The 26,770-nt window shown below is 67.7% G+C and carries 26 protein-coding genes; 24 read left to right on the top strand and 2 right to left on the bottom strand.

Going from position 1 to position 26,770, the window contains the following annotated elements; translation table 11 throughout:
* Nucleotides 1-100 precede the first annotated feature (100 nt).
* The 4 genes from dacB to hpt are packed head-to-tail and all read left to right on the top strand — an operon-like array spanning nt 101 to nt 4,091.
* Nucleotides 101-1,486, top strand: coding sequence for a D-alanyl-D-alanine carboxypeptidase/D-alanyl-D-alanine endopeptidase (gene dacB / locus QM693_RS29800; RefSeq protein WP_283336393.1), 1,386 nt, complete (start codon nt 101-103; stop codon nt 1,484-1,486).
* Nucleotides 1,486-2,532 carry an Rv3626c family coenzyme F420 biosynthesis-associated protein gene (locus QM693_RS29795; RefSeq protein ID WP_283354140.1) on the top strand — a complete coding sequence of 349 codons (1,047 nt, stop codon included), beginning with the start codon at nt 1,486-1,488 and terminating at the stop codon, nt 2,530-2,532. The genes dacB and QM693_RS29795 overlap by 1 nt, the downstream gene beginning before the upstream one ends.
* Before the next feature lie 22 nt (nt 2,533-2,554).
* Entirely contained in the window at nt 2,555-3,532 is a 978-nt protein-coding gene (tilS, locus tag QM693_RS29790) for a tRNA lysidine(34) synthetase TilS (RefSeq protein WP_283354139.1), read from the top strand.
* 4 nt (nt 3,533-3,536) lie between these two features.
* The gene (gene hpt, locus QM693_RS29785) at nt 3,537-4,091 is read left to right on the top strand and encodes a hypoxanthine phosphoribosyltransferase (protein ID WP_005244976.1); all 555 of its coding nucleotides are present in this window, start codon (nt 3,537-3,539) and stop codon (nt 4,089-4,091) included.
* Between the two features lie 15 nt (nt 4,092-4,106).
* On the opposite strand, the gene QM693_RS29780 is transcribed toward hpt, so the two are convergent.
* Nucleotides 4,107-6,263: a serine/threonine-protein kinase gene (locus QM693_RS29780; RefSeq protein WP_283354138.1), complete on the bottom strand. Its 2,157-nt coding sequence runs from the start codon at nt 6,261-6,263 to the stop codon at nt 4,107-4,109.
* 164 nt (nt 6,264-6,427) lie between these two features.
* Here QM693_RS29780 and QM693_RS29775 point away from each other — a divergent pair, with 164 nt between their 5' ends.
* The 18 genes from QM693_RS29775 to QM693_RS29690 all read left to right on the top strand — a co-directional run bounded on the left by QM693_RS29775 (nt 6,428) and on the right by QM693_RS29690 (nt 24,772).
* A complete protein-coding gene (locus QM693_RS29775) occupies nt 6,428-7,774 on the top strand; it encodes an amidase (RefSeq protein WP_280779123.1) in 1,347 nt (448 codons plus the stop codon).
* Nucleotides 7,775-7,985: 211 nt separating this feature from the next.
* Nucleotides 7,986-10,259, top strand: coding sequence for an ATP-dependent zinc metalloprotease FtsH (gene ftsH, locus QM693_RS29770; RefSeq protein WP_105419490.1), 2,274 nt, complete (start codon nt 7,986-7,988; stop codon nt 10,257-10,259).
* A gap of 60 nt (nt 10,260-10,319) precedes the next feature.
* Nucleotides 10,320-10,937 (top strand): GTP cyclohydrolase I FolE, encoded by a 618-nt coding sequence (gene folE, locus QM693_RS29765; protein ID WP_025431746.1) that lies wholly within the window; start codon nt 10,320-10,322, stop codon nt 10,935-10,937.
* Nucleotides 10,934-11,791 (top strand): dihydropteroate synthase, encoded by an 858-nt coding sequence (gene folP, locus QM693_RS29760; RefSeq protein WP_283354137.1) that lies wholly within the window; start codon nt 10,934-10,936, stop codon nt 11,789-11,791. Before folE ends, folP begins: the two co-directional genes overlap by 4 nt.
* A complete protein-coding gene (gene folB / locus QM693_RS29755; RefSeq protein ID WP_280779122.1) occupies nt 11,784-12,146 on the top strand; it encodes a dihydroneopterin aldolase in 363 nt (120 codons plus the stop codon). Before folP ends, folB begins: the two co-directional genes overlap by 8 nt.
* The gene (gene folK, locus QM693_RS29750; RefSeq protein WP_283336357.1) at nt 12,143-12,655 is read left to right on the top strand and encodes a 2-amino-4-hydroxy-6-hydroxymethyldihydropteridine diphosphokinase; all 513 of its coding nucleotides are present in this window, start codon (nt 12,143-12,145) and stop codon (nt 12,653-12,655) included. Before folB ends, folK begins: the two co-directional genes overlap by 4 nt.
* A gap of 20 nt (nt 12,656-12,675) precedes the next feature.
* Nucleotides 12,676-13,143 (top strand): DUF3180 domain-containing protein, encoded by a 468-nt coding sequence (locus tag QM693_RS29745; RefSeq protein WP_192817860.1) that lies wholly within the window; start codon nt 12,676-12,678, stop codon nt 13,141-13,143.
* A gap of 71 nt (nt 13,144-13,214) precedes the next feature.
* Complete coding sequence (locus QM693_RS29740) at nt 13,215-14,177, top strand: DUF6779 domain-containing protein (RefSeq protein ID WP_283354136.1); 963 nt, start codon at nt 13,215-13,217, stop codon at nt 14,175-14,177.
* Nucleotides 14,178-14,324: 147 nt separating this feature from the next.
* Nucleotides 14,325-15,251, top strand: a complete 927-nt coding sequence (locus QM693_RS29735) for a Rossmann-like and DUF2520 domain-containing protein (RefSeq protein WP_283354135.1) — start codon at nt 14,325-14,327, stop codon at nt 15,249-15,251.
* Nucleotides 15,252-15,256: 5 nt separating this feature from the next.
* A complete protein-coding gene (gene panC, locus QM693_RS29730; protein ID WP_283354134.1) occupies nt 15,257-16,189 on the top strand; it encodes a pantoate--beta-alanine ligase in 933 nt (310 codons plus the stop codon).
* An 18-nt stretch (nt 16,190-16,207) separates the two neighbouring features.
* Nucleotides 16,208-16,654, top strand: a complete 447-nt coding sequence (panD, locus tag QM693_RS29725; RefSeq protein WP_005262154.1) for an aspartate 1-decarboxylase — start codon at nt 16,208-16,210, stop codon at nt 16,652-16,654.
* A gap of 3 nt (nt 16,655-16,657) precedes the next feature.
* Nucleotides 16,658-17,473, top strand: a complete 816-nt coding sequence (locus tag QM693_RS29720; protein ID WP_009477485.1) for a type III pantothenate kinase — start codon at nt 16,658-16,660, stop codon at nt 17,471-17,473.
* Nucleotides 17,474-17,595: 122 nt separating this feature from the next.
* Entirely contained in the window at nt 17,596-18,129 is a 534-nt protein-coding gene (locus QM693_RS29715) for a cysteine dioxygenase (RefSeq protein ID WP_005244961.1), read from the top strand.
* Nucleotides 18,126-18,548 (top strand): rhodanese-like domain-containing protein, encoded by a 423-nt coding sequence (locus tag QM693_RS29710; protein ID WP_005244960.1) that lies wholly within the window; start codon nt 18,126-18,128, stop codon nt 18,546-18,548. Before QM693_RS29715 ends, QM693_RS29710 begins: the two co-directional genes overlap by 4 nt.
* Nucleotides 18,549-18,593: 45 nt before the next feature.
* Nucleotides 18,594-20,105 (top strand): lysine--tRNA ligase, encoded by a 1,512-nt coding sequence (gene lysS / locus QM693_RS29705; protein ID WP_280779118.1) that lies wholly within the window; start codon nt 18,594-18,596, stop codon nt 20,103-20,105.
* A 138-nt stretch (nt 20,106-20,243) separates the two neighbouring features.
* Nucleotides 20,244-20,594: a histone-like nucleoid-structuring protein Lsr2 gene (locus QM693_RS29700; protein ID WP_005244957.1), complete on the top strand. Its 351-nt coding sequence runs from the start codon at nt 20,244-20,246 to the stop codon at nt 20,592-20,594.
* A gap of 100 nt (nt 20,595-20,694) precedes the next feature.
* The gene (locus tag QM693_RS29695; RefSeq protein WP_283354133.1) at nt 20,695-21,630 is read left to right on the top strand and encodes an esterase/lipase family protein; all 936 of its coding nucleotides are present in this window, start codon (nt 20,695-20,697) and stop codon (nt 21,628-21,630) included.
* Nucleotides 21,631-22,234: 604 nt separating this feature from the next.
* A complete protein-coding gene (locus QM693_RS29690; RefSeq protein WP_005244954.1) occupies nt 22,235-24,772 on the top strand; it encodes an ATP-dependent Clp protease ATP-binding subunit in 2,538 nt (845 codons plus the stop codon).
* Between the two features lie 68 nt (nt 24,773-24,840).
* Here the strand turns inward: QM693_RS29690 and QM693_RS29685 are convergent, their stop codons facing one another.
* Nucleotides 24,841-25,425, bottom strand: a complete 585-nt coding sequence (locus QM693_RS29685) for a TIGR03086 family metal-binding protein (RefSeq protein WP_283354132.1) — start codon at nt 25,423-25,425, stop codon at nt 24,841-24,843.
* 61 nt (nt 25,426-25,486) lie between these two features.
* Between QM693_RS29685 and QM693_RS29680 the strand changes: the two genes are divergently transcribed.
* Both QM693_RS29680 and QM693_RS29675 read left to right on the top strand, forming a co-directional pair.
* Entirely contained in the window at nt 25,487-26,437 is a 951-nt protein-coding gene (locus QM693_RS29680; protein WP_283354131.1) for a helix-turn-helix transcriptional regulator, read from the top strand.
* A gap of 39 nt (nt 26,438-26,476) precedes the next feature.
* Nucleotides 26,477-26,770: OsmC family peroxiredoxin (locus tag QM693_RS29675; protein WP_283354130.1), on the top strand; the 294-nt coding region annotated here is incomplete at its 3' end.

Here is a 26,770-nt window from a genome sequence, read left to right as displayed (position 1 = left end):
TCGGGGAGAGGATATCGGGTCGAGGATAAGGTTGGTTGTCTGACCACCCACGAATCACAGTGAAGACGGAGGCGCGTTGCCGAGCCAGGGAAAGAAGAAGATGGGCTCGTTGGCGGGACGCCACCGTCGGAACATGCGAATTCTGTTCGCGTCGGTCGTCGTCGTGGTGCTCGCGATGGCGGCTGTTCTGGTGGTCGCGGTGACCGCGCACAACGCGTCGGCGGGGCGCGGTGAACTGACGATCGCGCCCGAACCGGCACCGATCACGGCGGCCCCGCAGGTCACGCCGGTGCCGGACGACGCCCCGATGCCGACGGCGCAGGGGATCGCCGCCGCAGTCGGTCCGGCCGCCGCCAACCCCGACCTCGGCAAGTTCAGCGGAACGGTCGCCGACGCGGTCACCGGTCAGGTCCTGTGGAGTGTCAACCCGCAGACCCCGATGACCCCGGCGTCGACCACCAAGGTCCTCACCGCGGGATCCGCGTTGCTGGCGTTGCCGTCCGACCGTCGCGTGACGACGAAGGTGGTGCAGGGGGCGACTCCCGGCGAGATCGTCCTCGTTGCCGGCGGTGATCCCACACTCACCGCGAAACCGGTCGGGGAGAACGGCTATTACCCGGGTGCGGCGCACATCTCGCAACTGGTCGATCAGATCCGGAACGCGGGCATCCAGGTGACGAGCATCGTGGTCGACACCAGCATCTACTCGGGCGACACCATGGCGCAGGGGTGGTTCCCGACGGACGTCGGCGCCGGATTCATCACCCCCACCGAACCGATCATGATCGACGGCGGACGGGCCGACCCGCTCGTGGACGAGTCGCCGCGCAGTGCGACACCCGCGCTCGACGCCGGGCGGACGCTCGCCGGTGCGCTGGGCGTCGCCCCGTCGGCGGTCACGTCGGGGGTCGCGGCGCCCGGTGCGGCTACCGTGGCGAGCGTGCAGTCCGCGCCGCTCCGCGACCGGTTGCGGCAGATGATGGAACACTCGGACAATGTGCTTGCCGAAGCGATCGGGCGGGAGGTTGCCATGAATGCCGGCGCGGAAGCATCGTTCGACGGCGCCGTCGCGACCATCGGCCAGACCCTGACCGCGGCCGGCTTCGATCTGTCGGGGTTCACCCTGCACGACGCCAGCGGGTTGTCCGTCGACGACCGCATCGCCCCGCACACGCTCGACCAGGTCCTCACGGCCGCCGCGGGCGACGGCAATCCGGCCCTGCGCCCGATGCTCGACTACCTGCCGGTGGCCGGTGCCACGGGCAGCCTGTCGGACCGGTACGCGTCGGGGAACCGCACGGGCGCCGGATGGGTGCGGGCGAAGACCGGCACCCTGTCCACGGCCAGCGCGCTCGCCGGCTACGTGGTGGACCAGAACGGGCGTGTCCTCACGTTCGCGCTGATGTCCAACGACCGCCCGCCGGAGGTCAGCCGTCCCGCACTCGACGCACTGGCGGCCGCGCTCCGCACGTGCGGGTGCCAGTGATGGCCGCCGAGGGAAATGCCTTCAGCGGCGCCGTCGACTGGAAGCTGGCAGCCAGGACGGGGGTGAAACTCGCGCGCAGCGGACCGGTGACGTCGCGGTACACCGCCGAAACCGTGGTCGCGGAACTGGCCGACGCGTCGATGCGCGCGGAACTGCCCGTCCGGGAAGTCACCGGCCTCGCCGACGGACTTCCGGTGCCGACCGCCCAGATCCTCGACCGGGCCGGGTGGATCCACGCCGCCGCGCATTCGATGTCGCAACTCACGGGCGGCGACGCCGCTCCCGGCACGCTGGTCGGCAAGCCGGCAGGCATTCAGGCCGGGGCGATGCTCGCGTATCTGTCGTCGGCGATCCTCGGCCAGTACGACCCGTTTACCGGCGACAACGGAACCCTGCTGCTGGTGGCGCCCAACGTGGTGTCCGTCGAGCGCACGTTGCGGGTGCAGCCCAGCGACTTCCGGCTCTGGGTGTGCCTCCACGAGGTGACGCACCGGGTGCAGTTCTCGTCCTCACCGTGGCTCACCGGATACATGCAGGAGTCGGTGGAGACCCTCGGATCCGCCGAAGACGAGTCCCTCACCGACATGGTCGGCCGGTTGTCCTCCGCGCTGCGCGCCCGCGGGCGCACGGAGCCGGACGACTCGGGCGCACCGGGCGGCATCGTCGGACTGCTGCGCGCGACCCAGGCCGAGCCGCAACGTGAGGCGCTCGACCGCCTGCTGGTGCTCGGCACCCTCCTCGAGGGACATGCGGACCACGTGATGGACGCCGTCGGCCCCGCGGTCGTGCCGTCGGTGGCCGCGATCCGGGCAGCGTTCGATCAGCGGCGCCGCCGCAAGAGCAATCCTGTGCAGCGTCTCATCCGGGCACTGCTCGGAATGGACGCCAAGATGGCGCAGTACGTGCGCGGCAAGGCGTTCGTCGACGCCGTCGTGGACAAGGTCGGGATGGACCGGTTCAACGTCGTGTGGACCGGCCCCGACACGTTGCCCCGGCTCGCGGAGATCGACGCGCCGGACGTCTGGGTGTCCCGGGTTCTGGGCTGATTCGAGAAGGGCTGAGCCGGTGATGGTGCTTCCCGAGGAGCCGGCGATCCTCGAGGTTCGTCACGCCGTGCGGCGCTGGATCGCGGCGCACGCCCCGGACGGTGAGATCGCGGTCGCGTTGTCGGGTGGCGCCGACTCACTGGCACTGACCGCGGCGGCCGCCGTCGAGGCACGGTCGGTGTGTGCCCTCGTCGTCGATCATCGGCTGCAGCCGGGTTCCGCCGACGTAGCCGACGAGGCGGCAGCCCGTGCCCGAGCGCTCGGCTGCGCGTCCGCCGCGGTGCTTCCCGTCGATGTGACCGGGTCGGGCGGGCTCGAGGCGGCCGCCCGGCAGGCCCGTTACCGCGCCCTCGACTCGGCGCGCGGAACCCGCCCGGTGCTGCTGGGGCACACCCTCGACGACCAGGCCGAAACGGTGTTGCTGGGGTTGTCGCGCGGTTCGGGCGGTCGATCCATCTGGGGGATGAGCGCGTACGACAGCCCGTGGGGGCGTCCGCTGCTGGACGTGCGCCGCGCGGTGACCCGGCAGGCCTGCGCGGAACTGGGACTGAGCCCGTACGAGGACCCGCACAACGCCTCACCCGACTTCGTGCGGGTGCGGCTGCGCACCGAGGTGCTGCCGCTGCTCGAGGACGTGCTGGGCGGCGGCGTCGCCGGAGCCCTCGCCCGCACCGGGGAACACCTGCGCGAGGAAGGAGCGGTCCTCGACACGCTGGCCGCCGACGCCCAAGAAAAAGTCGTGGTGGACGGCGAAATCGACACCGACCTACTCGTTCTGTCGGCGCCACCCGTCCGCCGGCGGGTGCTGCGTAGCTGGCTCCTCGCGGCCGGTGCGCGCGGTCTCGGAGACACCCAGCTGCGGGCCGTGGACGACCTCGTCGCACGGTGGCGGGGACAGGGGCAGGTGGCGATCGGGGGCGGAACACCGGACGCGAGGTTGGTGGTCCGCCGACGACGTGGCAGGCTGAACGTCGGATTGGACGACCGACGAAGGGTTTGATCGCGTGTACGAAGGCGACATCGCATCGGTACTGATCTCCGAGGACGAGATCCGTCGACGTACCGTCGAACTGGCCGAGGAGATCGCCAAGCGCTACCCGGAGGGCGCCCCGGAAGGGGATCTGCTCCTGGTGGGTGTCCTCAAGGGCGCCATCTTCTTCATGACCGACTTCGCGCGGGCCCTCCCCATCCCCACCCAGATGGAGTTCATGGCCGTCAGCTCCTACGGGTCGTCCACGTCGTCCTCCGGCGTCGTGCGCATCCTCAAGGACCTCGACAAGGACATCGCGGGCCGGCACGTGCTGATCGTCGAGGACATCATCGACTCCGGTCTGACGCTGTCCTGGCTGATGCGCAACCTGTCGAGCCGCAACCCCGCGTCCCTCGAGGTCGTCACGCTGCTGCGCAAGCCCGACGCCATCAAGGTCGACGTCAACGTCGCGAACGTCGGCTTCGACATCCCCAACGAATTCGTCGTCGGGTACGGCCTCGACTACGCCGAGCGCTATCGCGACCTGCCGTACATCGGGACCCTCGAGCCTTCCGTCTACGGCGGCTGATCTCCGCGCCGCCCGTCAGCGGACGGGTTCGTGTGACACGGCGAGCTCCAGCGCCCGCAGGTCCTGCTCCAGTTGCCGGAACAGCCAGTACACGCCGACGAACGCGAAGATGCCGCCGACGCACAGGATGCGGACCGCGATGATCACCAGCGTGATCTCGTCGGGCGACAGGAACGTCACCCCGGCCACACCGGCCAGCGGAACCGAGGCGGCCACCGCGAGATACAGCGTGCTCCGGCGGTCGAGACCCCGCAGCTTGTGCGCGTCGGCGCTGCTGGCGATGTCCTGCGGCAGCAGGGTCGGGTAGATGCAGCGCACCGCGAAGAACGCCACCACGAAGAACGGGTACGCCACCGACACGGCACCGCACACGATCAGTGATGCGATGAAGTGCACGTACGCGCCCGGCGGCACGTTCCCCGCCGCGAGTTGCAGGGAAATCGGATAGGCGATGCCCGCGATGACCCACAACCCGAACACCACCAGCACGACGCGGTCGCCGAGCAGCAGCGTGTCGGTGCGGGCCCGGGCCAGCGTCTGGCGGTCGTACGTTTTACCCTTGCGCAGACCCCGCGGAACGAGCAGCGGATATCGGCACCAGTAGAGCAGCATGATCGCGCCCAACGGGAACGCGATCGAATTGATCACCATTTGGATCGATTCGAACGAGTGCTGGGCCTCCGGCGTCAGATTGCTGATGATCAGCATCTTGTTGTGGTGATAGTTGTAGGCGCCCGCGAGGGCATTCGGCACCGCGATACCGATCACCAGAATCGGGAGCGCGAATCGGCGCAGCCGCATGCGCCAACTGTTCGGCGGCGGATCGACGAGGTCCCGGGCCCGCGGATTCAGGCACAGGTCGAATTGCTGGGCCAGTTCGGCACCGGACGACCACCGGTCCTCCGGCTTCGGTGCCAGACACGTCAGCAGCACCCGGCGCAGCGACGGCGGGCAGTCGTAGGGCAACTGGTCGAGGAACTCCGGGTCGATGTCGCGGCTGCGGCGGTCCAGCATCGCTTCGAGTGCGACGAGCGACTCGCTCGACACGTCCTCGTCCTCGAACGGACGCCGCCCGCACATCAGCTCCCACAACATCACGCCGAGCGCGAAGATGTCGCTGCGGGTGTCGAGGTCCGCCGCCGTCCCGGGCATACCGCGGTGACACGCCTCGAGTTGCTCGGGGGACATGTACGCCAGGGACCCGCCGAAGTAGGCGAGCGGTGACGCGCCGGTGACGGTGTCGCTGAAACTGATGTTGAAATCGGCGAGCTTCGGCACCCCCTCGGCCGTCAGCAGGATGTTCGCGGGCTTGATGTCGCGGTGCAGGACGCCGCGCTTGCCGGCGTAGTCGAGGGCGTCCGCCAGTCGCCGCCCCAGCCACGCGATCGTCTCCGGCCAGGTCAGCGATGCGATCTCGTCCCGCACACTCGAGTCGGTGGGCCTGATCTCGCCCTTCTCCCGCATCTCCTCGTCGACCACGTCCAGCAGCAGGCTGCCCGTCCGGTCCTGTTCCGGGGTCACACGCACGCGCCGCAGAACCCGCAGCAGGGTGCCGCCCGGCAGGTACTGCATGTAGAGCAGGCGCAGCTGGCGGTCTTCGAGCAACCGCTGGTCGAACACGCGGACGATGTAGTTGTGGTCGAGTTTTGCGAGGGTCTGCGGCTCGTTCCCCTTGTCGTGCGAGATCTTCACCGCGACGAGTCGCTGCATCGACCGCTGGCGTGCCAGAAACACCCGGCCGAACGCGCCGCTGCCCAGACTCATCAGCAGATCGAAGTCGTCGACCTGCTGCCCGACCTCCACATCGTCGAGAGCCGCATTGCTCGGCGGCTTGGTGATGAGCGTGTCCGGCTGCCTGGCGGTCACGGTCGGACCGGCGGCCGCGGTCTGTTCGGCGGCGGCGGTTTGTTCGGCGGCGGCGGTTTGTTCGGCGGCGGCGGTTTGTTCGGCGGGCGCGGTTTGTTCGGCGGCGGCGGTTTGTTCGGCGGGCGCGGTTTGTTCGGCGGTCATCGTCCGTGCGGACACGGTGTGCGCAGCAACCACCGTCGACGGTCCGGCCGCGACCGTCGCTTCGCTGCTCTCGTGTTCGGAGTTCGTGACTCCGACGGTCCGTTCGGCAGAGTCCGATCCAGCGGCCGATCCGTCTCTGCCCGACCCGTTTCCTCTGGTCATTGCACATCGAGGGTTCTACTGGGCGGGTTCTCTGGGCACATCGAGGTTGTCTGGAGCGGTGTGAAGAGTCCCATCCAGGGACAAGCGAATGGTAACCCCACAGACCTAGCGTATCCAGCGCGAATACTCGAAATGACTGCTTCTCTGCACCATATACTCGGGTAATGGGGGACTCCCCGTTCACCTCAGCCGTCGTCGTCGCCGAGCAGGTTCGCTCGGGCGTCTCGAGCCCGATGGAGCATGTCGAGGCCGCGCTCGCGGCCATCGAAGAGCGTGAACCGAAGATTCAGGCGTTCGTCACCGTCCTCGCCGAACAGGCCCGAGCCGACGCGCTCGCCCTCTCCCGCCGGCCGGATCTGTCCACACTTCCGCTGGCAGGAGTGCCCGTCGCGATCAAAGACGTCATTTCGGTGGCCGGACTGCCGATGCGCGAGGGATCGGGTGCGACCAGTGCGGAACCGAAGATTGCCGATCACCCGGTCGTCGCGCGACTGCGGGCGGCGGGAGCGGTGGTCGTGGGCCTGACCACCCTCCCCGAACTGGCGGTGTGGGGTACCACCGACGCGCCCGGCCACATCACCCGCAATCCGTGGAATCCTTCCCTGACCTGTGGGGGTTCGTCCGGGGGAGCGGCCGCCGCCGTCGCCGCGGGGATGGTGCCCCTGGCTCACGGGACCGACGGTCTGGGGTCGATCCGCATCCCTTCGGCGAACTGCGGGGTGTTCGGCATCAAACCGGGCAGGGGTGTCGTGCCGTCCGAACTCGGCGCCACCTCGTGGTTCGGCATGGCCGAGAACGGGCCCATCGCCACGACCGTCGACGACGCCGCCCTGATGCTGTCCGTCCTCGCCGACCGACCCGAACTCGCGCGGATCGGCGCATCGGAACCGTTGCGGATCGCGGTGGCGGCAGGGTCGCCGACGTTCCTGGCCACGGTCGATCCGCAGTGGCGGGACGCGGCCGTGCGCGCGGGCACGGAACTGACCGGCTCGGGTCACGACGTCGAGCCTGCGACGTTGCCGTACCCGGTCAACCTGCTTCCCGTTCTCGCCCGCTGGACCGCGGGAACGGCCGCCGACGCGAAGGGACTCGATCTGCGGCGACTGCAGCCGCGGACCCGCAGACACGTCGCGGTGGGCCGCGCGCTGGGCCGGTTCGTCCGCCCGGAGCAGGTGGGCAGGCTCGAAGAGTCGCTACGCGCATTCTTCGAGAACTACGACGTGGTGATCACACCCGCTCTCGCGCAGCCGCCGCTCGCGGCGACGACGTGGAGCGAGCGGTCGTGGCTGTCGAACATCGTGGCCAACGTGCGGTACGCCCCGCTCAGCGCGCTGTGGAATCTCGTCGGGTGGCCTGCGGCGAGTGTGCCCGTCGGCACGCACTCGCATTCGGGCACCCCGCTGGCCGTGCAGATCGCGGCGCCGCCCGGGGGAGAGGCCAGGATCCTGGCCCTGGCCGCTCACATCGAGCGGGTGGGCGGCGGCTGGCCGAGGGTCGCGCCCGTGCGGTGAACTCCCGCACATTCGGACTCGGATCGAGTCCGAGGGAACCGATGGGCAACCGCATGCGTTGAAAGAAAAGAGACCGCTCCCAACGGCGGTTGGCTGCTACCTGGAGTCGCCGGGGTGCCTTCGCGGTAACCTGGTTTGTCCGGTTGGCAGCCGGAAGGCGCACCCGGAAGACCCGCACTCTCGAAAGGACCGGCCATATCGGCCGACCTGTATGAACCGTAAGACTGTGTTTCGAAACCTGGCGATAGTTGCCGGCATCCTGCTGGTGATCTACGCCTTCAGCTACTTCGGCAACGACACGCGCGGATTCCAGGGTGTCGACACCTCCGTGGCGATCGCGCAGCTCGACGCGAACAACGTCGACAAGGCGCAGATCGACGACCGGGAGCAGCAGGTGCGCCTGTGGCTGAAGGACGGCAACGACGCCACCGACGGCAAGACCGAGATCCTCGCGAAGTATCCGGCGTCGGCGTCCGAGCAGATCTTCAACGAGATCTCCGACAAGGGCCTGCAGAGCTACAACACCACGGTCACGCAGGAGAGCTGGCTCACGTCCATCCTGCTGTTCGTCCTGCCGATGGTGATCCTGCTCGGCATCTTCTTCTTCGTGATGAGTCGCATGCAGGGCGGCGGTCGCGGCGGCGTCATGGGCTTCGGCAAGTCGAAGGCCAAGCAGCTCAACAAGGACATGCCGAAGACCACGTTCGCCGACGTCGCGGGTGCGGACGAGGCCGTCGAAGAGCTGTACGAGATCAAGGACTTCCTGCAGAACCCGATGCGCTACCAGTCGCTGGGCGCGAAGATCCCGCGCGGCGTGCTGCTGTACGGGCCGCCCGGAACCGGTAAGACCCTCCTCGCCCGCGCGGTGGCAGGCGAGGCCGGCGTCCCGTTCTTCACGATCTCCGGTTCGGACTTCGTCGAGATGTTCGTCGGTGTGGGTGCGTCCCGCGTACGCGACATGTTCGACCAGGCCAAGCAGAACAGCCCCTGCATCATCTTCGTCGACGAGATCGACGCCGTCGGACGCCAGCGTGGCGCCGGCCTCGGCGGCGGTCACGACGAGCGTGAGCAGACCCTCAACCAGTTGCTGGTCGAGATGGACGGTTTCGGTGACCGCACCGGCGTCATCCTCATCGCCGCCACCAACCGCCCCGACATCCTCGACCCGGCGTTGCTGCGCCCGGGCCGCTTCGACCGGCAGATCCCGGTCGGCGCCCCCGACCTCGCCGGTCGTCGCGCCATCCTGAAGGTCCACTCGCAGGGCAAGCCGATCGATCAGCACGCCGACCTCGAGGGCCTGGCCAAGCGCACCGTCGGAATGTCGGGTGCCGATCTGGCCAACGTCATCAACGAGGCCGCGCTGCTCACGGCTCGCGAGAACGGCACCGTCATCACGGAGGCCGCGCTCGAGGAGTCCGTCGACCGTGTTGTCGGCGGTCCCCGCCGCAAGAGCCGCATCATCAGCGAGCACGAGAAGAAGATCACCGCGTACCACGAGGGCGGGCACACGCTCGCCGCGTGGGCGATGCCCGACATCGAGCCCGTCTACAAGGTCACCATCCTCGCCCGTGGCCGCACCGGCGGTCACGCGATGACGGTGCCCGAGGACGACAAGGGCCTGATGACACGGTCCGAGATGATCGCCCGACTCGTCATGGCGATGGGTGGCCGCGCGGCCGAGGAACTCGTGTTCCACGAGCCGACCACCGGTGCGTCCTCCGACATCGACATGGCGACGAAGATCGCCCGGTCGATGGTCACCGAGTACGGCATGAGCGCCAAGCTGGGTGCGGTGCGGTACGGCCAGGAGGGTGGAGATCCGTTCCTGGGCCGGTCGATGGGTCAGCAGTCCGACTACTCCCACGAGGTCGCGCGCGAGATCGACGAAGAGGTCCGCAACCTCATCGAGGCCGCGCACACCGAGGCGTGGGCGATCCTCAACGAGTACCGCGACGTGCTGGACATCCTGGCTACCGAGCTGCTCGAACGCGAGACGCTTACCCGCAAGGATCTCGAGAAGATCTTCCACAGTGTCGAGAAGCGCCCGCGCATCACGGCGTTCAACGACTTCGGCCACCGGACGCCGTCCGACAAGCCGCCGGTCAAGACGCCGCGGGAACTCGCTGTCGAGCGCGGCGAGCCGTGGCCTCAGCAGCCCGAGCCGGTGTTCGCCCAGCAGCAGTCGCAGCAGGCTCCGCCGCAGCAGCAGTACCCGCAGCCGGCACCCGCCAACGGTTACTCGCAGCCGGCACCGGCCCGGCCGCAGGGTGGGATGACGCAGCCGCGTCCGGACTACGGCGCCCCCGCGGGTTGGTCGGCTCCGGGCTGGCCGCCTCGCGACCCGGGGAACCAGAACAACCCCGAGGGTCAGTACCCCGGTAACCAGGGTCCGGGTAACCAGTGGAACCCGCCGCACGAGCAGCGTGGCACCGGCGACGACGACGCGCAGACGAGGGCCTGGAAAGGACCGGACGGATCGAACTGATCCGCCCGACACTAGGCTGTTGCTTCGGGACGATCGGTCCCGGTACTGGAGGAGTTTCGGTTGTCGGTGAATCATCTCGGTAGTGAGCCCGTGGCACTCGAGACAGGCCGGGTGTTCGATCAGCCGCGTGCCGAAGCCGCGGTGCGCGAACTGCTGATCGCGATCGGTGAAAACCCGGACCGTCCCGGACTCCGGGATACGCCCGCCCGCGTGGCGCGGTCGTACCGTGAGGTCTTCGCGGGCCTCTACACCGACCCGGACACCGTGCTGAACACGACGTTCGACGAGGGGCACCAGGAGCTGGTGCTCGTTCGCGACATTCCGCTGTACTCCACGTGTGAGCACCATCTCGTGTCGTTCCACGGGGTCGCCCACGTCGGGTACATCCCCGGTAAGACGGGCAAGGTGACCGGGCTGTCGAAGTTGGCGCGCGTCGTCGACCTCTACGCCAAGCGTCCGCAGGTGCAGGAACGTCTGACCAGCCAGATCGCCGACGCCGTCATGCGCAAGCTCGACCCGCGCGGTGCGATCGTGGTCATCGAGGCCGAGCACCTGTGCATGGCGATGCGGGGGATCCGCAAGCCTGGTGCGAGTACCACCACCTCCGCGGTGCGTGGTCTGCTCCAGTCCAGCGCGGCCTCACGTTCCGAGGCTCTGGACCTTATTCTGCGGAAGTGACCGTGATCGAGTTGCCCGCGCCAGGCCGAACCGTGGTGATGGGCGTCCTGAACGTCACCACCGATTCCTTTTCCGACGGCGGACGTTTCTTCGATCGTGACGCGGCGCTCGCGCGCGGTCTGGAACTGAAGCGTCTCGGCGTCGACATCGTCGACGTCGGTGGCGAGTCCACCCGGCCGGGCGCGGCGCGGGTCGATCCCGACGTCGAAGCCGGTCGCGTCGCACCCGTGATTTCGGATCTGGTGGGCGAGGGCATCTGCGTCAGCGTGGACACGATGCGGGCGTCGGTCGCGGAGGCCGCGATCGAGGCGGGGGCGTCGATCATCAACGACGTCGCCGGTGGCCGTGCGGATGCCGCGATGGCCTCGGTGGTCGCGGACGCCGGAGTGCCGTGGATCCTGATGCACTGGCGTTCGGCTGCCGACTACGTGCACCGCGGCACCGCCGATCACTACGACGACGTGGTCCGTGAGGTTCGGGACGAACTGATGACCCAGGTCGACCTGGCCGTGAAGGCCGGGGTGGATCCGGGTTCCCTGGTGCTGGATCCGGGTCTCGGTTTCGCGAAGAACGCCGACCACAACTGGGCTCTGCTGAAGGCGCTGCCCGAGTTCAACGAGCTGGGATTCCCCGTCCTCATCGGCGCGTCCCGCAAGCGGTTCCTGGGTTCGCTGCTGGCGGATGCGGACGGGGAACCGCGGCCGCCCGCCGGCCGGGAGATCGCGACCGCCGTCGTTTCGGCGCTCGCCGCGACCCACGGGGCGTGGGGAGTGCGCGTGCACGATGCGCAGGGTTCCCTCGACGCCATTGCGGTCGCCGAGGCCTGGGCAAAGGGTGCAGCCGGACGTGAGTGATCGAATCGAGTTGCGTGGCTTGAAGGTTCGTGGCAATCACGGCGTCTTCGAACACGAGAAGCGGGACGGTCAGGACTTCTACGTCGACATCACCGTGTGGATGGACCTCGCCCCGGCGGCCGCATCGGACGACCTCGACGACACCCTTGACTACGGCGGACTGGCCGAGCGCGCGGCCGCGATCGTCGCGGGACCCCCACGGGACCTCATCGAGACCGTTGCCGCGGAGATCGCGGACGGGGTGATGACCGACCCTCGCGTCCGGCGCACCGAGGTGGTGTTGCACAAGCCGTCCGCGCCGATCCCGTTGACGTTCGCGGACGTCGCGGTGGTCGCGCACAGGTCGCGACCATGAGTCGCGCGGTGTTGTCGATCGGATCGAACGTCGGCGACAGTCTTGCCCATCTGCAGTCCGTTCTCGACGGGCTGGGTGACGCGGTCGTGGCGGTCTCTCCGGTGTATTCGACGGCGCCGTGGGGCGGTGTGGAGCAGCAGGACTTCCTCAACGCGGTTCTCGTCGTCGACGATCCCGCACTCGACGGTTACGGCTGGTTGCGGCGCGGGCAGGAACTCGAGGCCGCCGCCGACCGGGTGCGGATCGAACGGTGGGGACCCCGCACGCTCGACGTCGACGTCGTCACGTGCGACGACGTCCGCAGCGACGACCCCGAACTGACGTTGCCGCACCCGAGAGCACACGAGCGTGCGTTCGTGCTGATTCCGTGGCTGGACGTCGAACCCGACGCCGTGTTGCCGGTCGACGGGAGGACGACCCGAGTGGACGCGCTGCTGCCACTGCTGGACGACGAGGAACGGGCCGGTGTGCACCGGACGCAGCTCGTTCTGGACCGGCGGTCGCGATGAAGCCGGAACCGACGGGCACGATGAAACCCACCCGGATCTGGGATCTGCTGTTCCTGGCCGCTCTCGCCGTCGCCGCCACCTGGATCCTGGTCCGCGTGTTCTACGGCTCGTTTCCGCCGATTCCCGTGTATGCCGGGGCGTCGCTGTACCCGGTCGCGCTGATCGAGGTCGTGCTCGCGTTCATGGTGCGATCCCGGGTCAGCAATCATCAGGTGGGCGACGGACCGCGTCAGCTTCACCCGATCACCGCCGCCCGAGTGGCGGCGCTCGCCAAGGCGTCCGCGCTCGTCGGTGCCGCGACGGCGGGAGTGTGGGGCGGCTTCCTGCTGTACCTGCTTCCGCAGCGGTCGGTGCTCCGGGCCGCGGTCTCGGACACCCCCGGCGCGTGGGTGGGTCTCGTCGCTGCGCTCGCCCTCGTCGGCGCGGCGCTGTGGTTGGAACACTGCTGCCGCACCCCCGACGACCCCTCGGACGAGCCGGCGCATTAGGGACATGGGGGATCGCCGCAGGTCCGATGGAATTGCGCGGCGCACCCTTCACGGCCAAGTACCCTGGCACCATGACGAATCCTGGTCGCCTCAAGTCTGCGCGCCGCAACAGGCGCAGCGCGAGCCAGATGATCGTTGCGGGGTTGCTCGCCCTCGCGGTGATCGCGTCCCTCTTCCTGATCTTCAGCGACAGCGTCCAACTCCTGCGGGTGGGCCTGGTGGCCGCACTGTGGGCCGCCACTGTCGGTGCCATCGCCATGACGAAGTACCGGCGCGAGTCGGCGCTCGACAAGGCGAAGGTCAACGACCTGCAGACCGTCTACGAGTTGCAGCTCGAGCGGGAGATCTCGGCACGGCGCGAATACGAGCTCACCGTCGAGAAGCGGGTACGCAGCGAGGTGCGCGCCGACGCCGAAGAACTCGCCGCGCTGCGTGCCGAACTCTCGTCGCTCCGCAAGAATCTCGAGGCCCTGTTCGACGGCGCGATGCCGACCGAACGGATCGCGCTGCGGGCGGATTCGACGCGTGTGCAGGAACTTGCCGGCGGGTCGTACAGCAGCTACCAGCCTGCTGCGTCGGGCCTGTACATCCCGGGAGCGGGACATGCCGCCGGGGCGGGGCATCAGAGCGGTTCCGCCCAGTCGTCGCACCATTTCGCGAATCCGGACGACGACCCGGTCACCGCCGAGACGTCCATCGTCGAGCCCGCCTATGCCGGATCCACCGAACCCGAGATCGAGGTCGAGCCGGAACCGGAGCCCGAGCAGGGTGCCGAGACCCGGCAGGCACCCGAGCCGGAGCCGGTCGCGGAGGTCGAGCCCGAACCTGTCGCGAAGCCCGAGCCCGACTCCGAGGCAGAGGCAGAGGCCGAGGCTGAGCCCGAAGCGCGGCCGGGCCGCCGACGGGCGCCCGAGGACGACGAACCGTCTGGTGCACACTCCAACGGGCGGTCCGTCGCCGAGATCATGGCCAACATGCAGTCGGCATCCGGGGCCGCCCAGAGCACCGGAGGCAGGCGCCGCCGGGCCGAATAAGGCCGGACGCGCCCGAGGATCAACCCGCATCGTGTGAGGCATATATCACTCTGCCAGCGCATGGCGGGGTGTGTTCGAGCCGGGCTATCCTCACCGTGGAACGTCTGGTACCCGCCGAGCGGGACTGGAACGAACGAGAGGACGAAGGTGACCTCTTTCGGGATCACTAATGGCCCTGCGCCTGCGAGGTTGACGGTAGGAATCGTCTCCGCCGGCCGGGTCGGTACAGCAATCGGTGCCGCGTTGGAGCGGGCAGGTCACGTCGTCGTCGCCTGCTCGGCCGTTTCCGACGCGTCACGTCACCGGGCACGGACCCGGCTTCCCGAGACCGAGATTCTGCCGGTGGCAGAGGTCGCGGCCCGCTCCGAACTGCTCGTTCTCGCCGTCCCCGACGCCGAACTGCCGTCGCTGATCGCGGGACTGGCCTCCACCCGTGCGGTGCCGAGTCGCGCGATCGTGGCCCACACGTCCGGCGCGAACGGCATCGGGATCCTCGACCCCCTCACCGAGCAGGGCGTCGTACCGCTCGCGATTCACCCCGCGATGACGTTCACCGGGCACGACGAGGACACCGTCCGTCTCGCGTCCGCCTGTTTCGGCATCACCGCCGCCGACGACATCGGTTACGCCATCGCGCAGTCGCTGGTCCTCGAGATCGGCGGCGAGCCCGTCCGGGTCCGCGAGGACATGCGACCGCTGTACCACGCCGCTCTCGCCCACGGCAGCAACCACCTGGTGACGCTCGTCGTCGACGCCGTGGCCGCGTTGCGGGTCGCCCTCGAGGGCCAGGAACTGCTCGGCCAGGAGTTGATCGGCGACGCTCCGAACGGCCTGGCCGAACGGGTACTCCAGCCGCTGCTGTCCGCGGCGCTCGACAACGCCCTGCGGCGCGGGCCGTCGGCGCTGACCGGGCCGGTCGCGCGGGGCGATTCGGAAGCGGTCGCCACGCATCTGCGGGTACTCGAAGAGGTCGATCCGCGGATCGCGGCCGGCTACCGCGCCCTGTCCCTGAGGTCGGCGCAACGCGCCGGTGCGACACCTGAACTGCTGGAAATCCTGGAAGACCGGAGGTGAGTTCCGTGAGCGATCTGCAGGGCGGATACAAGCGCGGCGAACTGACCGTGCACCACGACCCGAGCGTGCTGACCCGGGTCTCGAAGGCGCTGCGCGGTGTCGGCCGCCAGGTCGCGCTCGTGCCGACGATGGGGGCCCTCCACACGGGTCACCTGGAGCTGGTGCGGCAGGCCAAGCTCACCGGCGCGGTGGTGATCGTCTCGATCTTCGTCAACCCGCTGCAGTTCGGCGCCGGCGAAGACCTCGACGCCTACCCGCGCACCCTCGACGCCGATCTCGAACTGCTGCGCGAGGCCGGAGTCGAGCTGGCGTTCGTGCCCACCGCAGCCACCATGTACCCGGCAGGACCGCGGACCACGATCCATCCCGGACCGCTGGGCGCCGAGCTGGAGGGCGCGTCCAGGCCGACGCACTTCGCGGGCATGCTCACCGTCGTCGCCAAGCTGCTGCAGATCGCGGCGCCCAACGTCGCGTATTTCGGTGAGAAGGACTACCAGCAGCTGACGTTGATCCGGCAGATGGTGACCGACCTGAATTTCGACGTCCGGATCTTCGGCGTGCCCACGGTGCGTGAGCACGACGGACTGGCACTGTCTTCGCGCAACCGCTACCTCGACGAGGCGCAGCGCAGCGCGGCGACGGCACTGTCCGCGGCTCTGATCGCCGGCGCCCACGCCGCCGCCGGTGGCGCCGAGGCGATCCTCGCCACTGCGCGCGAGGTGCTGGCGTCCGTCCCGGAGGTGGAGGTCGACTACCTCGAAGTGCGAGGCGTCGATCTCTGCCCCGCCCCCGAGCGCGGCGACGGCAGGCTGCTCGTCGCCGCCAAGCTCGGGACCACCCGCCTGATCGACAACGTCGGTGTCGCCGTCGGCACCGGTTTCCTCGAACGCGACGCCGAACCACCGTCGGACGCGTCGGCCGCAGACGAACCCCGCTAGAAGAGTAAGGACCACAACATGTTTCGCACCATGATGAAGTCGAAGATCCATCGCGCCACCGTCACGCACGCCGACCTGCACTACGTGGGCTCGGTGACGGTCGACCAGGATCTGATGGACGCCGCCGACCTTCTCGAGGGCGAGCAGGTGTGCATCGTCGACATCGACAACGGCGCGCGGCTCGAAACCTATGTGATCGCAGGCGAGCGGGGAAGTGGCGTCATCGGGATCAACGGTGCGGCAGCACATCTGGTCAAGCCCGGTGACCTCGTCATCCTCATCGCGTACGGCGTCATGAACGAGCAGGAGGTGCGCGACTACGAGCCGCGTGTCGTGTTCGTCGACGCCGCCAACTCGCCGATCGAGCTCGGCGCCGACCCGGCGCACGCGCCGGAGGGCTCCGGTCTCATCACCCCGCGCATGCTGTCGACGCTCGACGCCGAGCGCGAATCCAGTTTGGTGTAACCCATGCTCCTCACCGTCGACGTCCGGAACACGAACATCGTTCTCGGACTGTTCACCGGTTCCGGTGAACACTCGAAGTTGGTGCAGGACTGGCGGATGCGCACCGATGCGAGGATGACGGCGGACGAACTGGCCCTCATCTTCCGGGGGCTCCTCGGCACGCACACCGATCAGATCACAGGTGTGTCCGCGCTGTCGACGGTGCCGTCGGTGCTGCGGGAGATCCGCGTGATGCTGACGCGGTACTGGGGGCATGTCCCGCACGTGCTGGTGGAACCCGGGGTGCGAACCGGTGTTCCGCTGCTCGTCGACAATCCCAAGGAGGTGGGCGCCGACCGGATCGTGAACAGTCTTGCGGCGCATCACCTCTACGACGCACCGTGCATCGTGGTCGACTTCGGGACGTCCACGTGTGTCGACGTCGTGTCCGCCAAGGGCGAGTTTCTCGGCGGCGCCATCGCGCCCGGCCTCGAGATCTCCTCGGACGCACTCGCGTCGCAGTCGGCGGCGCTGCGCAAGGTCGAACTGGTGCGGCCCCGCTCCGTCGTCGGCAAGAACACCGTCGAGTGCATGCAGTCGGGTGCGGTGTTCGGTTTCGCCGGCCTCGTCGACGGGCTGGTCCGCCGCGTGCGCAAGGAACTGCCCGCCTTCTCCGGTTCCGACGTGGTGGTGATCGCGACCGGTGACCGCGCGCCGCTGATCATGCCCGAGACGGAAACCGTCGACGAGCACGAACCGGATCTCACGCTCGAAGGGCTGCGCCTGGTCTACGAGCGGAATCAGGCTCGCCGGGGTGCGCGTCGCAGCCCGCTCGAGTGACGGGTTCCCTCTTCGCGGAAGTTATGTCAGAATGGTCCCCGTGAATCTCTGCACGAGTGCTCAGGAGTGTTGTCGAGGCTGAACGCTGCCTTGACCAATTCACACTTCTGGGAGTCTCTCTCGTGCTCGCAACGTATTCTTCTGCATCTGTACCTACCCGTCTTCGCCCGGCTGACCTGCTGCGCATCACCGATCAGGGTGCATCCGAGGTACTCGACGGCCGCCACGACGTCCTGCTCCCGCAGAGCTGGCCCACCGACGAGCGCTGGTCGACCCGGCTCTACTCGGACGACGACGTCGACGTCTGGCTGATCAGCTGGGTTCCCGACCGGAACACCGAATTGCACGACCACGCAGGCTCTTTCGGCGCACTCACGGTTCTCAGTGGAGCACTGTCCGAGTTCCGTTGGGCGGGTGACCGTCTGCGTCACCGCACTCTCGAGGCAGGCGATCAGGCTTCGTTCCCGCTCGGCTGGGTCCACGACGTCGTGCGGGCGCCGGACGCACCCGGGGCGGAGGTGGTGACGCCGACGCTGAGCGTGCACGCCTACTCACCGCCACTATCGGCCATGTCCTATTACGAGGTCACCGACCACGGCACTCTGCGCCGTACCCGGACCGAGCTCACCGATCTCCCCGAGGGTGGTTCGAAGTGAACATCGACCAGATGCTCGAAGAGGCCCGCACCCAGATCGACCGTATGTACGCATTCGAGCTGCCCGAGGCCGTGGCGCGTGGCGCGATCGTCGTGGACATCCGCCCGCAGGCGCAGCGGGCGATCGAGGGAACGCTGCCCGGCGCACTCGCCATCGAACGCAACGTCCTCGAGTGGCGTTGCGATCCCACCAGCTCGGCGCACCTGGCGCTCGCGGTGGACCACGACGTCGAGTGGATCATCGTCTGCTCCGAGGGCTACACGTCGAGCCTCGCCGCGGCGGCGCTGCAGCAGCTGGGTCTGCACAAGGCGACCGATCTCGTCGGCGGGTACAAGGCGATCAAGGCTGCGGGTTTGCTGGGCTCGCTCATCGCCACGCAGCACTGCGTGCGGGAGCTGGCCACCGTCTCGGCTCACTGACCTCTGAATAGGGGCACGCGCGGGCGTCGATTAGGCTGGTGACCCGTGAGTGAAGTAGCAGCCCAGCCAGTCGACGACACCCCCGAGCAGCTTCGCATCCGCCAGGAGAAGCGTGAGCGCATCCTCGCGGAGGGACGCGAGGCGTACCCGGTGTCGGTGGCGCGCACCCACTCGCTGGCGGAGATCCGGGCCAAGTACCCGGAACTCGAGCCCGACACGGCCACCGGTGACCAGGTCGGTGTCGTCGGCCGGGTGATCTTCGTGCGCAACACGGGCAAGTTGTGCTTCGCGACGCTGCAGGAAGGCGACGGCACCCAGCTGCAGGCGATGATCAGTCTCGCCGCTGTCGGCGAGGATGCTCTCGCGTTGTGGAAGGCCGATGTCGACCTCGGTGACTTCGTGTTCGTGCACGGCGAGGTGATCAGTTCCCGCCGCGGTGAGCTGAGTGTGATGGCCGATTCGTGGCAGATCGCGTCCAAGTCGCTCCGGCCCCTGCCCGTTGCGCACAAGGAGATGAACGAGGAGTCGCGGGTCCGGCAGCGCTACGCCGATCTGATCGTGCGCTCCGAGGCGCGGGAGAACGCGCGTAAGCGGGTGGCTGTCGTCCGTGAGCTCCGGAACGCGCTCGAGCGTCGCGGGTTCCTCGAGGTCGAGACGCCGATGCTGCAGACGGTGGCGGGTGGCGCCGCGGCCCGCCCGTTCATCACTCATTCCAATGCCCTCGATATCGACCTCTATCTCCGTATCGCGCCCGAACTGTTCCTGAAGCGGTGCGTCGTCGGCGGTATCGAGAAGGTCTTCGAGATCAACCGGAATTTCCGCAACGAGGGTGTCGATTCGACGCACTCGCCGGAATTCGCGATGCTCGAGACATATGAGGCGTACGGCACGTACGACGATTCCGCCGTGATGATCCGCGAACTCGTCCAGGAAGTGGCGCAGGCCGCTTTCGGTTCGCAGGTCGTCACTCTCGCCGACGGCACCGAATACGACCTCAGTGGTGAATGGAAGACCCTCGAGATGTACCCGTCGCTGTCGCAGGCGATCGGTGTCGAGGTCACTCCGGAGACCACCGTCGAGGAATTACTGGCGCTCGCCGAGAAGGTGGGCCTGGAGGTCCCCAAGGACAAGGGTTACGGGCACGGGAAGCTCGTCGAGGAACTGTGGGAGCACCAGTGCGGCGACCAGTTGTTCGAGCCGACGTTCGTCCGTGATTTCCCGGTCGAGACGTCACCGCTGACTCGTGACCACCGCAGCAAGGCCGGGGTGACCGAGAAGTGGGACCTCTACATCCGCGGCTTCGAGTTGGCTACGGGCTATTCGGAATTGGTCGATCCGGTCATCCAGCGTGAGCGGTTCGTCGATCAGGCGCGTCTCGCGTCGGCCGGTGACGACGAGGCGATGGCTCTCGACGAAGAATTCCTCGCCGCAATGGAGCAGGGAATGCCGCCGACCACCGGTACCGGAATGGGAATCGACCGTCTGCTCATGGCTTTGACGGGATTGGGAATCCGCGAAACAATCCTCTTTCCCATTGTTCGGCCTTCTTCTCGCTGATTCACCAGGGTGAATTCGCGCGGATAAATTCGATCCATTCCTCGTATTCCGAATCGGAAGAACAGGGGTATGGTTACCTCCGGGTCGTAGCTCACGTTGACGATGAGACGTCGCTTCATTCGAGAGGAATTTCATCCCATGGCTAAGAAGGTCACTGTCACCCTGATCGACGATGTCGATCAAGAGGCGTCTGCCGACGAGACGGTCGAGTTCGGACTCGACGGTGTTCAGTACGAGATCGACCTTTCCTCGGAGAATGCGGCGAAATTGCGCGAGCAGCTCGACGTGTGGGTTTCCCACGCGCGCAAGGTGAGCTCGCGCAAGCGCGGCAAGGCCGTGGCGGCTCCGGCCGCCACCAAGTCCCGAGTTTCGGTCGATCGGGAACAGAGCGCCGCTATCCGGGAATGGGCGCGCAAGAACAACAAAAAGGTTTCTGCGCGCGGACGTATCTCCGCGGAAATTATCGACGCCTACAACAAGGCGAACTGAAAGTTAGCTGGGGACAGAATTCGCTGATTCGCTCCGCGACGTGACCTGGACTGTTACCGTCCCGCACTGATCCGTTAATCGGGAAGTTCGGGGGGTAGCTGTGCGGCGCTGCGTGACCGTTTCAGGGATTCTGTTCCTGGCGTTCGTGATGTGGTCCGGGGTGGCGTCCGCAGCGCCGACCTATCCGGTGCCGGATTCCTTCCTCGCCGGAGTGCCCCTCGAATTGGGAAATCCGGGCGGTGCGGCCCCGGGTTCGAACGACTGGTCCTGCGTGCCGAGTGACGCGCATCCCGAACCGGTGGTCCTCGTCCACGGCACGGGAGGCGCACGCCAGACCAACTGGGCGGTATACGCACCGCTCCTCGCCAACGAGGGCTACTGCGTGTATTCCCTCACCTACGGCAACTTCCCCGAACTGCCGTGGCCACTCGATGCGATCGGCGGGATGACTCCCATCGACACCGGCACCGCTCAGATCGCCACGTTCGTCGATCAGGTGCTGTCGAGCACGGGGGCCTCGAAAGTCGATCTCGTCGGACATTCCCAGGGCACCCTGCAGGCGAACAACTACGTGAAGTTCTTCGGCGGCGCAGACAAGGTCTCGAAGATCGTGTCACTGGCACCGCCGTGGCACGGCACGTACGGCACCGATCAGATCAGCGTCGGGCGGTCCATGCGGGCGCTCGGCATCGACGACGAGGTGGCGGCAGGTTTCCCCGTCTGTGGGGCCTGTCCCGAGATGTTCCAGGGGTCCGCGTTCATCGACCGCATGCGGGCGGACGGGGTCTACGTCCCCGGCATCGAGTACACGAACATCGCCACCCGCTACGACGAACTGGTCGTCCCGTACACGAGCGGCATCGAGCCGGGCCCGAACACCACGAACATCGTCGTCCAGGACGGTTGCGAGCAGGACTACTCCGACCACGTCGCCGTCGCCGGTTCGGCACGGGCCGCCGGATTCGTGCTCAACGCGCTGGATCCCGGCCACCCGCGCGACGTGCCCTGCCGTTTCGTCGCCCCCATCGCGGGGTAGCCCTTTCTCGCCTCGTCGCCGGTTACCGGGGGAGTCCTGAGCAACCCGCTGGGTATCGCGGCCGACGCCGGCGGAAAGGTATGGGTGGCGAACTCACAGCTCATCGACATACCCTGTCCGGACACGCAGGTCTCGCTTCCTTCGGGGAACGGGTCGCGAACTACGCGGGCAAGAGGTTGTCGCATTTCTGCGACACCGCGGTCACGACGTGCCCGCAGGGTCCCGTCCAGGAACGTCTGGATGGTGAACAACTGGAAAGAAGTGTCCATTCGAGCCAGTCCCGGTGGCTACGACATGGTGGTCCACATCGGCATCGCGGAACCTGTTCGCTCCAGGCGTACAGCGAAGGGGAAACGATTGCCGGAGCTGGGGCGTTAAATACGGGTAAGCAGGCCTGCTCTTCCATCTAAAGGGGTGGAGGGGCAGCAGGTCGATCGGCAGCCAACTAGAGTAATAGCTGGGGTCGTGGAACCTTCGTCGGTTCGGGGCTTCTGCCCTCCGAGCAGGCGCTGGCGATCTGCTTGTAGTGCCGGAGCGAAACGCGGCGAACAGGGACGAGACACCCGGTCTCGTGACTGCACGTCGGAAAGTGTGAGGGAGAGCGATGTTCGAGAGGTTCACCGATCGCGCACGGCGCGTTGTTGTCCTGGCTCAAGAAGAAGCCAGGATGCTCAACCACAACTACATCGGTACGGAGCACATCCTGCTCGGCCTCATTCACGAGGGCGAAGGTGTCGCTGCCAAGTCGCTGGAGTCGTTGGGCATCTCCCTCGAAGGAGTGCGCAGCCAGGTCGAGGAGATCATCGGCCAGGGCCAGCAGGCCCCGTCCGGCCACATCCCCTTCACCCCGCGTGCCAAAAAAGTCCTGGAGCTCAGCCTGCGCGAGGCACTGCAGCTCGGACACAACTACATCGGCACGGAGCACATCCTGCTCGGCCTCATCCGCGAGGGTGAAGGCGTGGCAGCGCAGGTGCTGGTCAAGCTCGGTGCCGACCTCAATCGGGTGCGTCAGCAGGTCATCCAGCTGCTCTCCGGCTACCAGGGCAAGGAGCCGGCCGAGGCCGGCGGCACTCGCGGCGAGGCGGGCACCCCGTCCACGTCGCTGGTGCTCGACCAGTTCGGTCGCAACCTCACCCAGGCCGCCCTCGAAGGCAAGCTCGACCCCGTCATCGGCCGCTCGAAGGAAATCGAGCGCGTCATGCAGGTGCTGTCGCGCCGCACCAAGAACAACCCGGTGCTGATCGGCGAGCCCGGTGTCGGTAAGACCGCCGTCGTCGAGGGTCTCGCTCAGGCCATCGTCAACGGCGAGGTCCCCGAGACGCTCAAGGACAAGCAGCTGTACACGCTCGACCTCGGGTCGCTCGTGGCAGGCAGCCGCTACCGCGGTGACTTCGAAGAGCGCCTCAAGAAGGTTCTCAAGGAGATCAACACCCGCGGCGACATCATCCTGTTCATCGACGAGCTGCACACCCTCGTGGGTGCAGGCGCGGCCGAGGGCGCCATCGACGCGGCCTCGATCCTCAAGCCGAAGCTCGCCCGCGGTGAGCTGCAGACCATCGGTGCCACCACCCTCGACGAGTACCGCAAGTACATCGAGAAGGACGCCGCACTCGAGCGCCGCTTCCAGCCGGTGCAGGTCGGCGAGCCGACGGTGGAACACACCATCGAGATCCTCAAGGGTCTTCGCGACCGTTACGAGGCGCACCACCGCGTGTCCATCACGGACGGTGCACTCGTCGCCGCGGCCACCCTGGCCGATCGCTACATCAACGACCGCTTCCTGCCGGACAAGGCCATCGACCTCATCGACGAGGCCGGAGCCCGGATGCGCATCCGCCGGATGACCGCACCGCCGGACCTCCGCGAGTTCGACGACAAGATCGCCGACGCCCGCCGCGAGAAGGAGTCCGCGATCGACGCGCAGGACTTCGAGAAGGCCGCGAACCTGCGCGACAAGGAGAAGACCCTCGTCGCTCAGCGTGCGGAGCGGGAGAAGCAGTGGCGTTCCGGTGACCTGGACGTCATCGCCGAGGTCGACGACGAGCAGATCGCCGAGGTCCTGGGTAACTGGACCGGCATCCCCGTGTTCAAGCTCACCGAGGAGGAGACCACGCGTCTGCTCCGCATGGAGGAGGAGCTGCACAAGCGGATCATCGGTCAGGAAGACGCGGTCAAGGCTGTCGCCAAGGCCATCCGTCGTACCCGTGCCGGCCTGAAGGACCCGAAGCGTCCGTCCGGTTCGTTCATCTTCGCCGGCCCGTCCGGTGTCGGTAAGACCGAGCTGGCCAAGTCGCTCGCCAACTTCCTGTTCGGTGAGGACGACGCTCTCATCCAGATCGACATGGGTGAGTTCCACGACCGCTTCACCGCGTCGCGGCTGTTCGGTGCCCCTCCCGGCTACGTCGGCTACGAAGAGGGCGGCCAGCTCACCGAGAAGGTGCGCCGCAAGCCGTTCAGCGTGGTGCTGTTCGACGAGATCGAGAAGGCACACCAGGAGATCTACAACACCCTCCTGCAGGTGCTCGAAGACGGCCGTCTCACCGACGGTCAGGGCCGGACCGTGGACTTCAAGAACACGGTGCTCATCTTCACCTCGAACCTCGGTACCTCGGACATCTCCAAGGCTGTGGGTCTCGGCTTCACGTCCGGTAAGGGCGACGAGTCGAACTACGAGCGGATGAAGCTCAAGGTGCACGACGAGCTGAAGAAGCACTTCCGTCCCGAGTTCCTCAACCGCATCGACGACATCGTCGTGTTCCACCAGCTCACCACCGAGCAGATCGTTCAGATGGTGGACCTGATGGTGGCGCGTGTCGAGGTGGCCTTGAAGAACAAGGACATGACGATGGAGGTCACCGACAAGGCCAAGTCGCTGCTGGCCAAGCGTGGCTTCGATCCGGTCCTGGGTGCGCGGCCGCTGCGTCGCACCATCCAGCGCGAGATCGAGGACCAGCTGTCGGAGAAGATCCTCTTCGGCGAGGTCGGCCCCGGTCAGATCGTGTACGTCGACGTCGAGAACTGGGACGGCGAAGGCGCGGGCGAGGACGCGAAGTTCACGTTCCGTGGCGAGACGAAGCCGGTCACGGTGCCCGACGAGGTTCCGGTCGACCTGGCGAAGTCCGGCGCAGCCGACTCGGAGTAGACAAGCAGTAACCGAACGACAACGGGCCGCCGGTGGTTTTCCACCGGCGGCCCGTTCGTGTGTGCGGGTCAGATGCTCTTGCGTCCCGACCAGTTGGCGAGGCGCTCGGTGGGTCCGGCGGTGGGGTGCGGTTCGACTACGTCCGCGAACGGCACGTGGCCGCCGCGCGTCTCCGCCGGGATCGCGTGCCGTGCGACGGCGAGCATGGCCTCGGCGAGTTCCGGGTGGGCTTCGGAGGGTTGGCCGGTGGCGACGGCCAGGTCCCACCCGTGCACGAGGGTTTCGTTGATGTAGCCCCAGATCGCGGCGCGGCCGGGGACGGTGCCCCACGGCGCGGTCACCGTCGCGTCGAGCCGGCTGTCGTCGGTCCAGACGGGCCACATGCGGTCCGCGGCGGAGCGGTAGGCGTCTGCGTAGCCATCGTCGGGGGTGTCGGTGACGACGAGCGGAACGGTGCCCGGGTCGCCGCCCTCACCGATCACGCGGGCACGCTCCACGGTGGCGACGAGGTGGCCGAGCAGGGTGCGGACGTCGAAGTCGGCACACGGAGTGGATGCCGTCAGCTGGTCGTCGCGGACCTTCTCGACGAGGGCGGTGGTCCAGGAGAGGGCTTCGCGGTACAGGGGCCGGGGGTCGGTCGTGTTGTGTGTCATGAGGCAACTATCGCCGTGAAACACGACATCTCCTGTCATGTATTTCTGCCAGACTTTCCGCATGCGCGCCGACCGCCTGCTCTCGCTCGTCCTCCTGCTTCGTAACCGCGGGCGTATGTCGGCGTCGGCGCTGGCCCGCGAACTCGAGGTGTCCCCGCGCACCGTGCTGCGGGACATCGACGCACTGTCGACGGCGGGGATACCGGTGTACGCCGAGCGCGGTCGTGACGGCGGCTTCGAGTTGCTGCCGGGCTTCACCACCGACCTCACGGGCCTGACCGTCGACGAGGCCAAGGCCCTGCTGGCGGCAGGGTCGGCGATGACGTCGGAATCGCTGGGCATGGCGCCGGCGTTCGCGTCGGCGATGCGCAAGGTGGTGGCGGCGATGCCGGACGCGCACCGGGCGGCGGCGACGAAGGTGGCGGAGCGGGTGTTCGTCACCCAGGGATCGTGGCTGACCGATCCGGAACCGGTGGACGATCATCTCGGGCTGATCCAGCAGGCGGTGTTCGTGGGCCGGCGGCTGAGCATCCTGTACCCGTCGCGGGGCAACGATGCGGCGTGGCGCGTCATCGACCCACAGGGGCTCATCCATGCGGCGGGACGGTGGTATCTGGTGGCGACGGACGCCGGCCGCGATCGGACGTACCGGCTCGAGCGCATCGAGGACGTCCGCGAACTCGACGAGCCGGCGCAGCGATCGGCCGACATCGACCTCGCCGCGATCTGGGAGCGTCGCCGTTCTGAGTTCCGGGCGCGCGGGACGCCGGTGGTCGCCGACGTTCTCGTGCGCCGTGAGCGACGCGACGACCTGGTGGAGCGTGCCTACGCCGTCCGCTCCGAGCAGTCGGTCGACGACGACCGGGTGCGCCTGCAAGTGGTGTTCGGCGACGACTCCCACGCACGCGGGGTTCTGTGGGCGTTCGGTGAGGACGCGGAAGTGCTGGCACCGGACGCTCTGCGGGCGGCCCTGCGTTCCCGCGCGCTGCGGATGGCCGCCCGGTACGAGTAGGTTCGACACGTAAACCGAAGAACCACGAGAGGATGTGGCATGCCGACACGTACCGCACGGACCGCTTGGAATGGATCGCTCGAACAGGGAAGCGGCCAGGTGGAACTCACCAGTTCCGGTGCCGCGACGTTCGACGTCTCGTTCCCGAAGCGGGCGGCCGAAGAGGCGGGTGGAACCACCAGCCCGGAGGAGCTGATCGCCGCGGCGCATTCCTCCTGCTATGCGATGCAGCTGTCCGCGCTCATCGCGGAGGCAGGCGGCACCCCGCAGAGCCTCGAGGTGAAGGCGGATGTCTCACTCGGACCGGACAACCCGGGGTTCAAGCTCACCGGC

Origin of the sequence: Rhodococcus sp. IEGM 1305, assembly GCF_030058635.1 — a bacterium.
GTDB lineage: Bacteria > Actinomycetota > Actinomycetes > Mycobacteriales > Mycobacteriaceae > Rhodococcus_F > Rhodococcus_F opacus_D.
The sequence above is the reverse complement of the archived record's forward strand: the minus strand, read 5'-3'. Positions and strand labels throughout refer to the sequence as shown.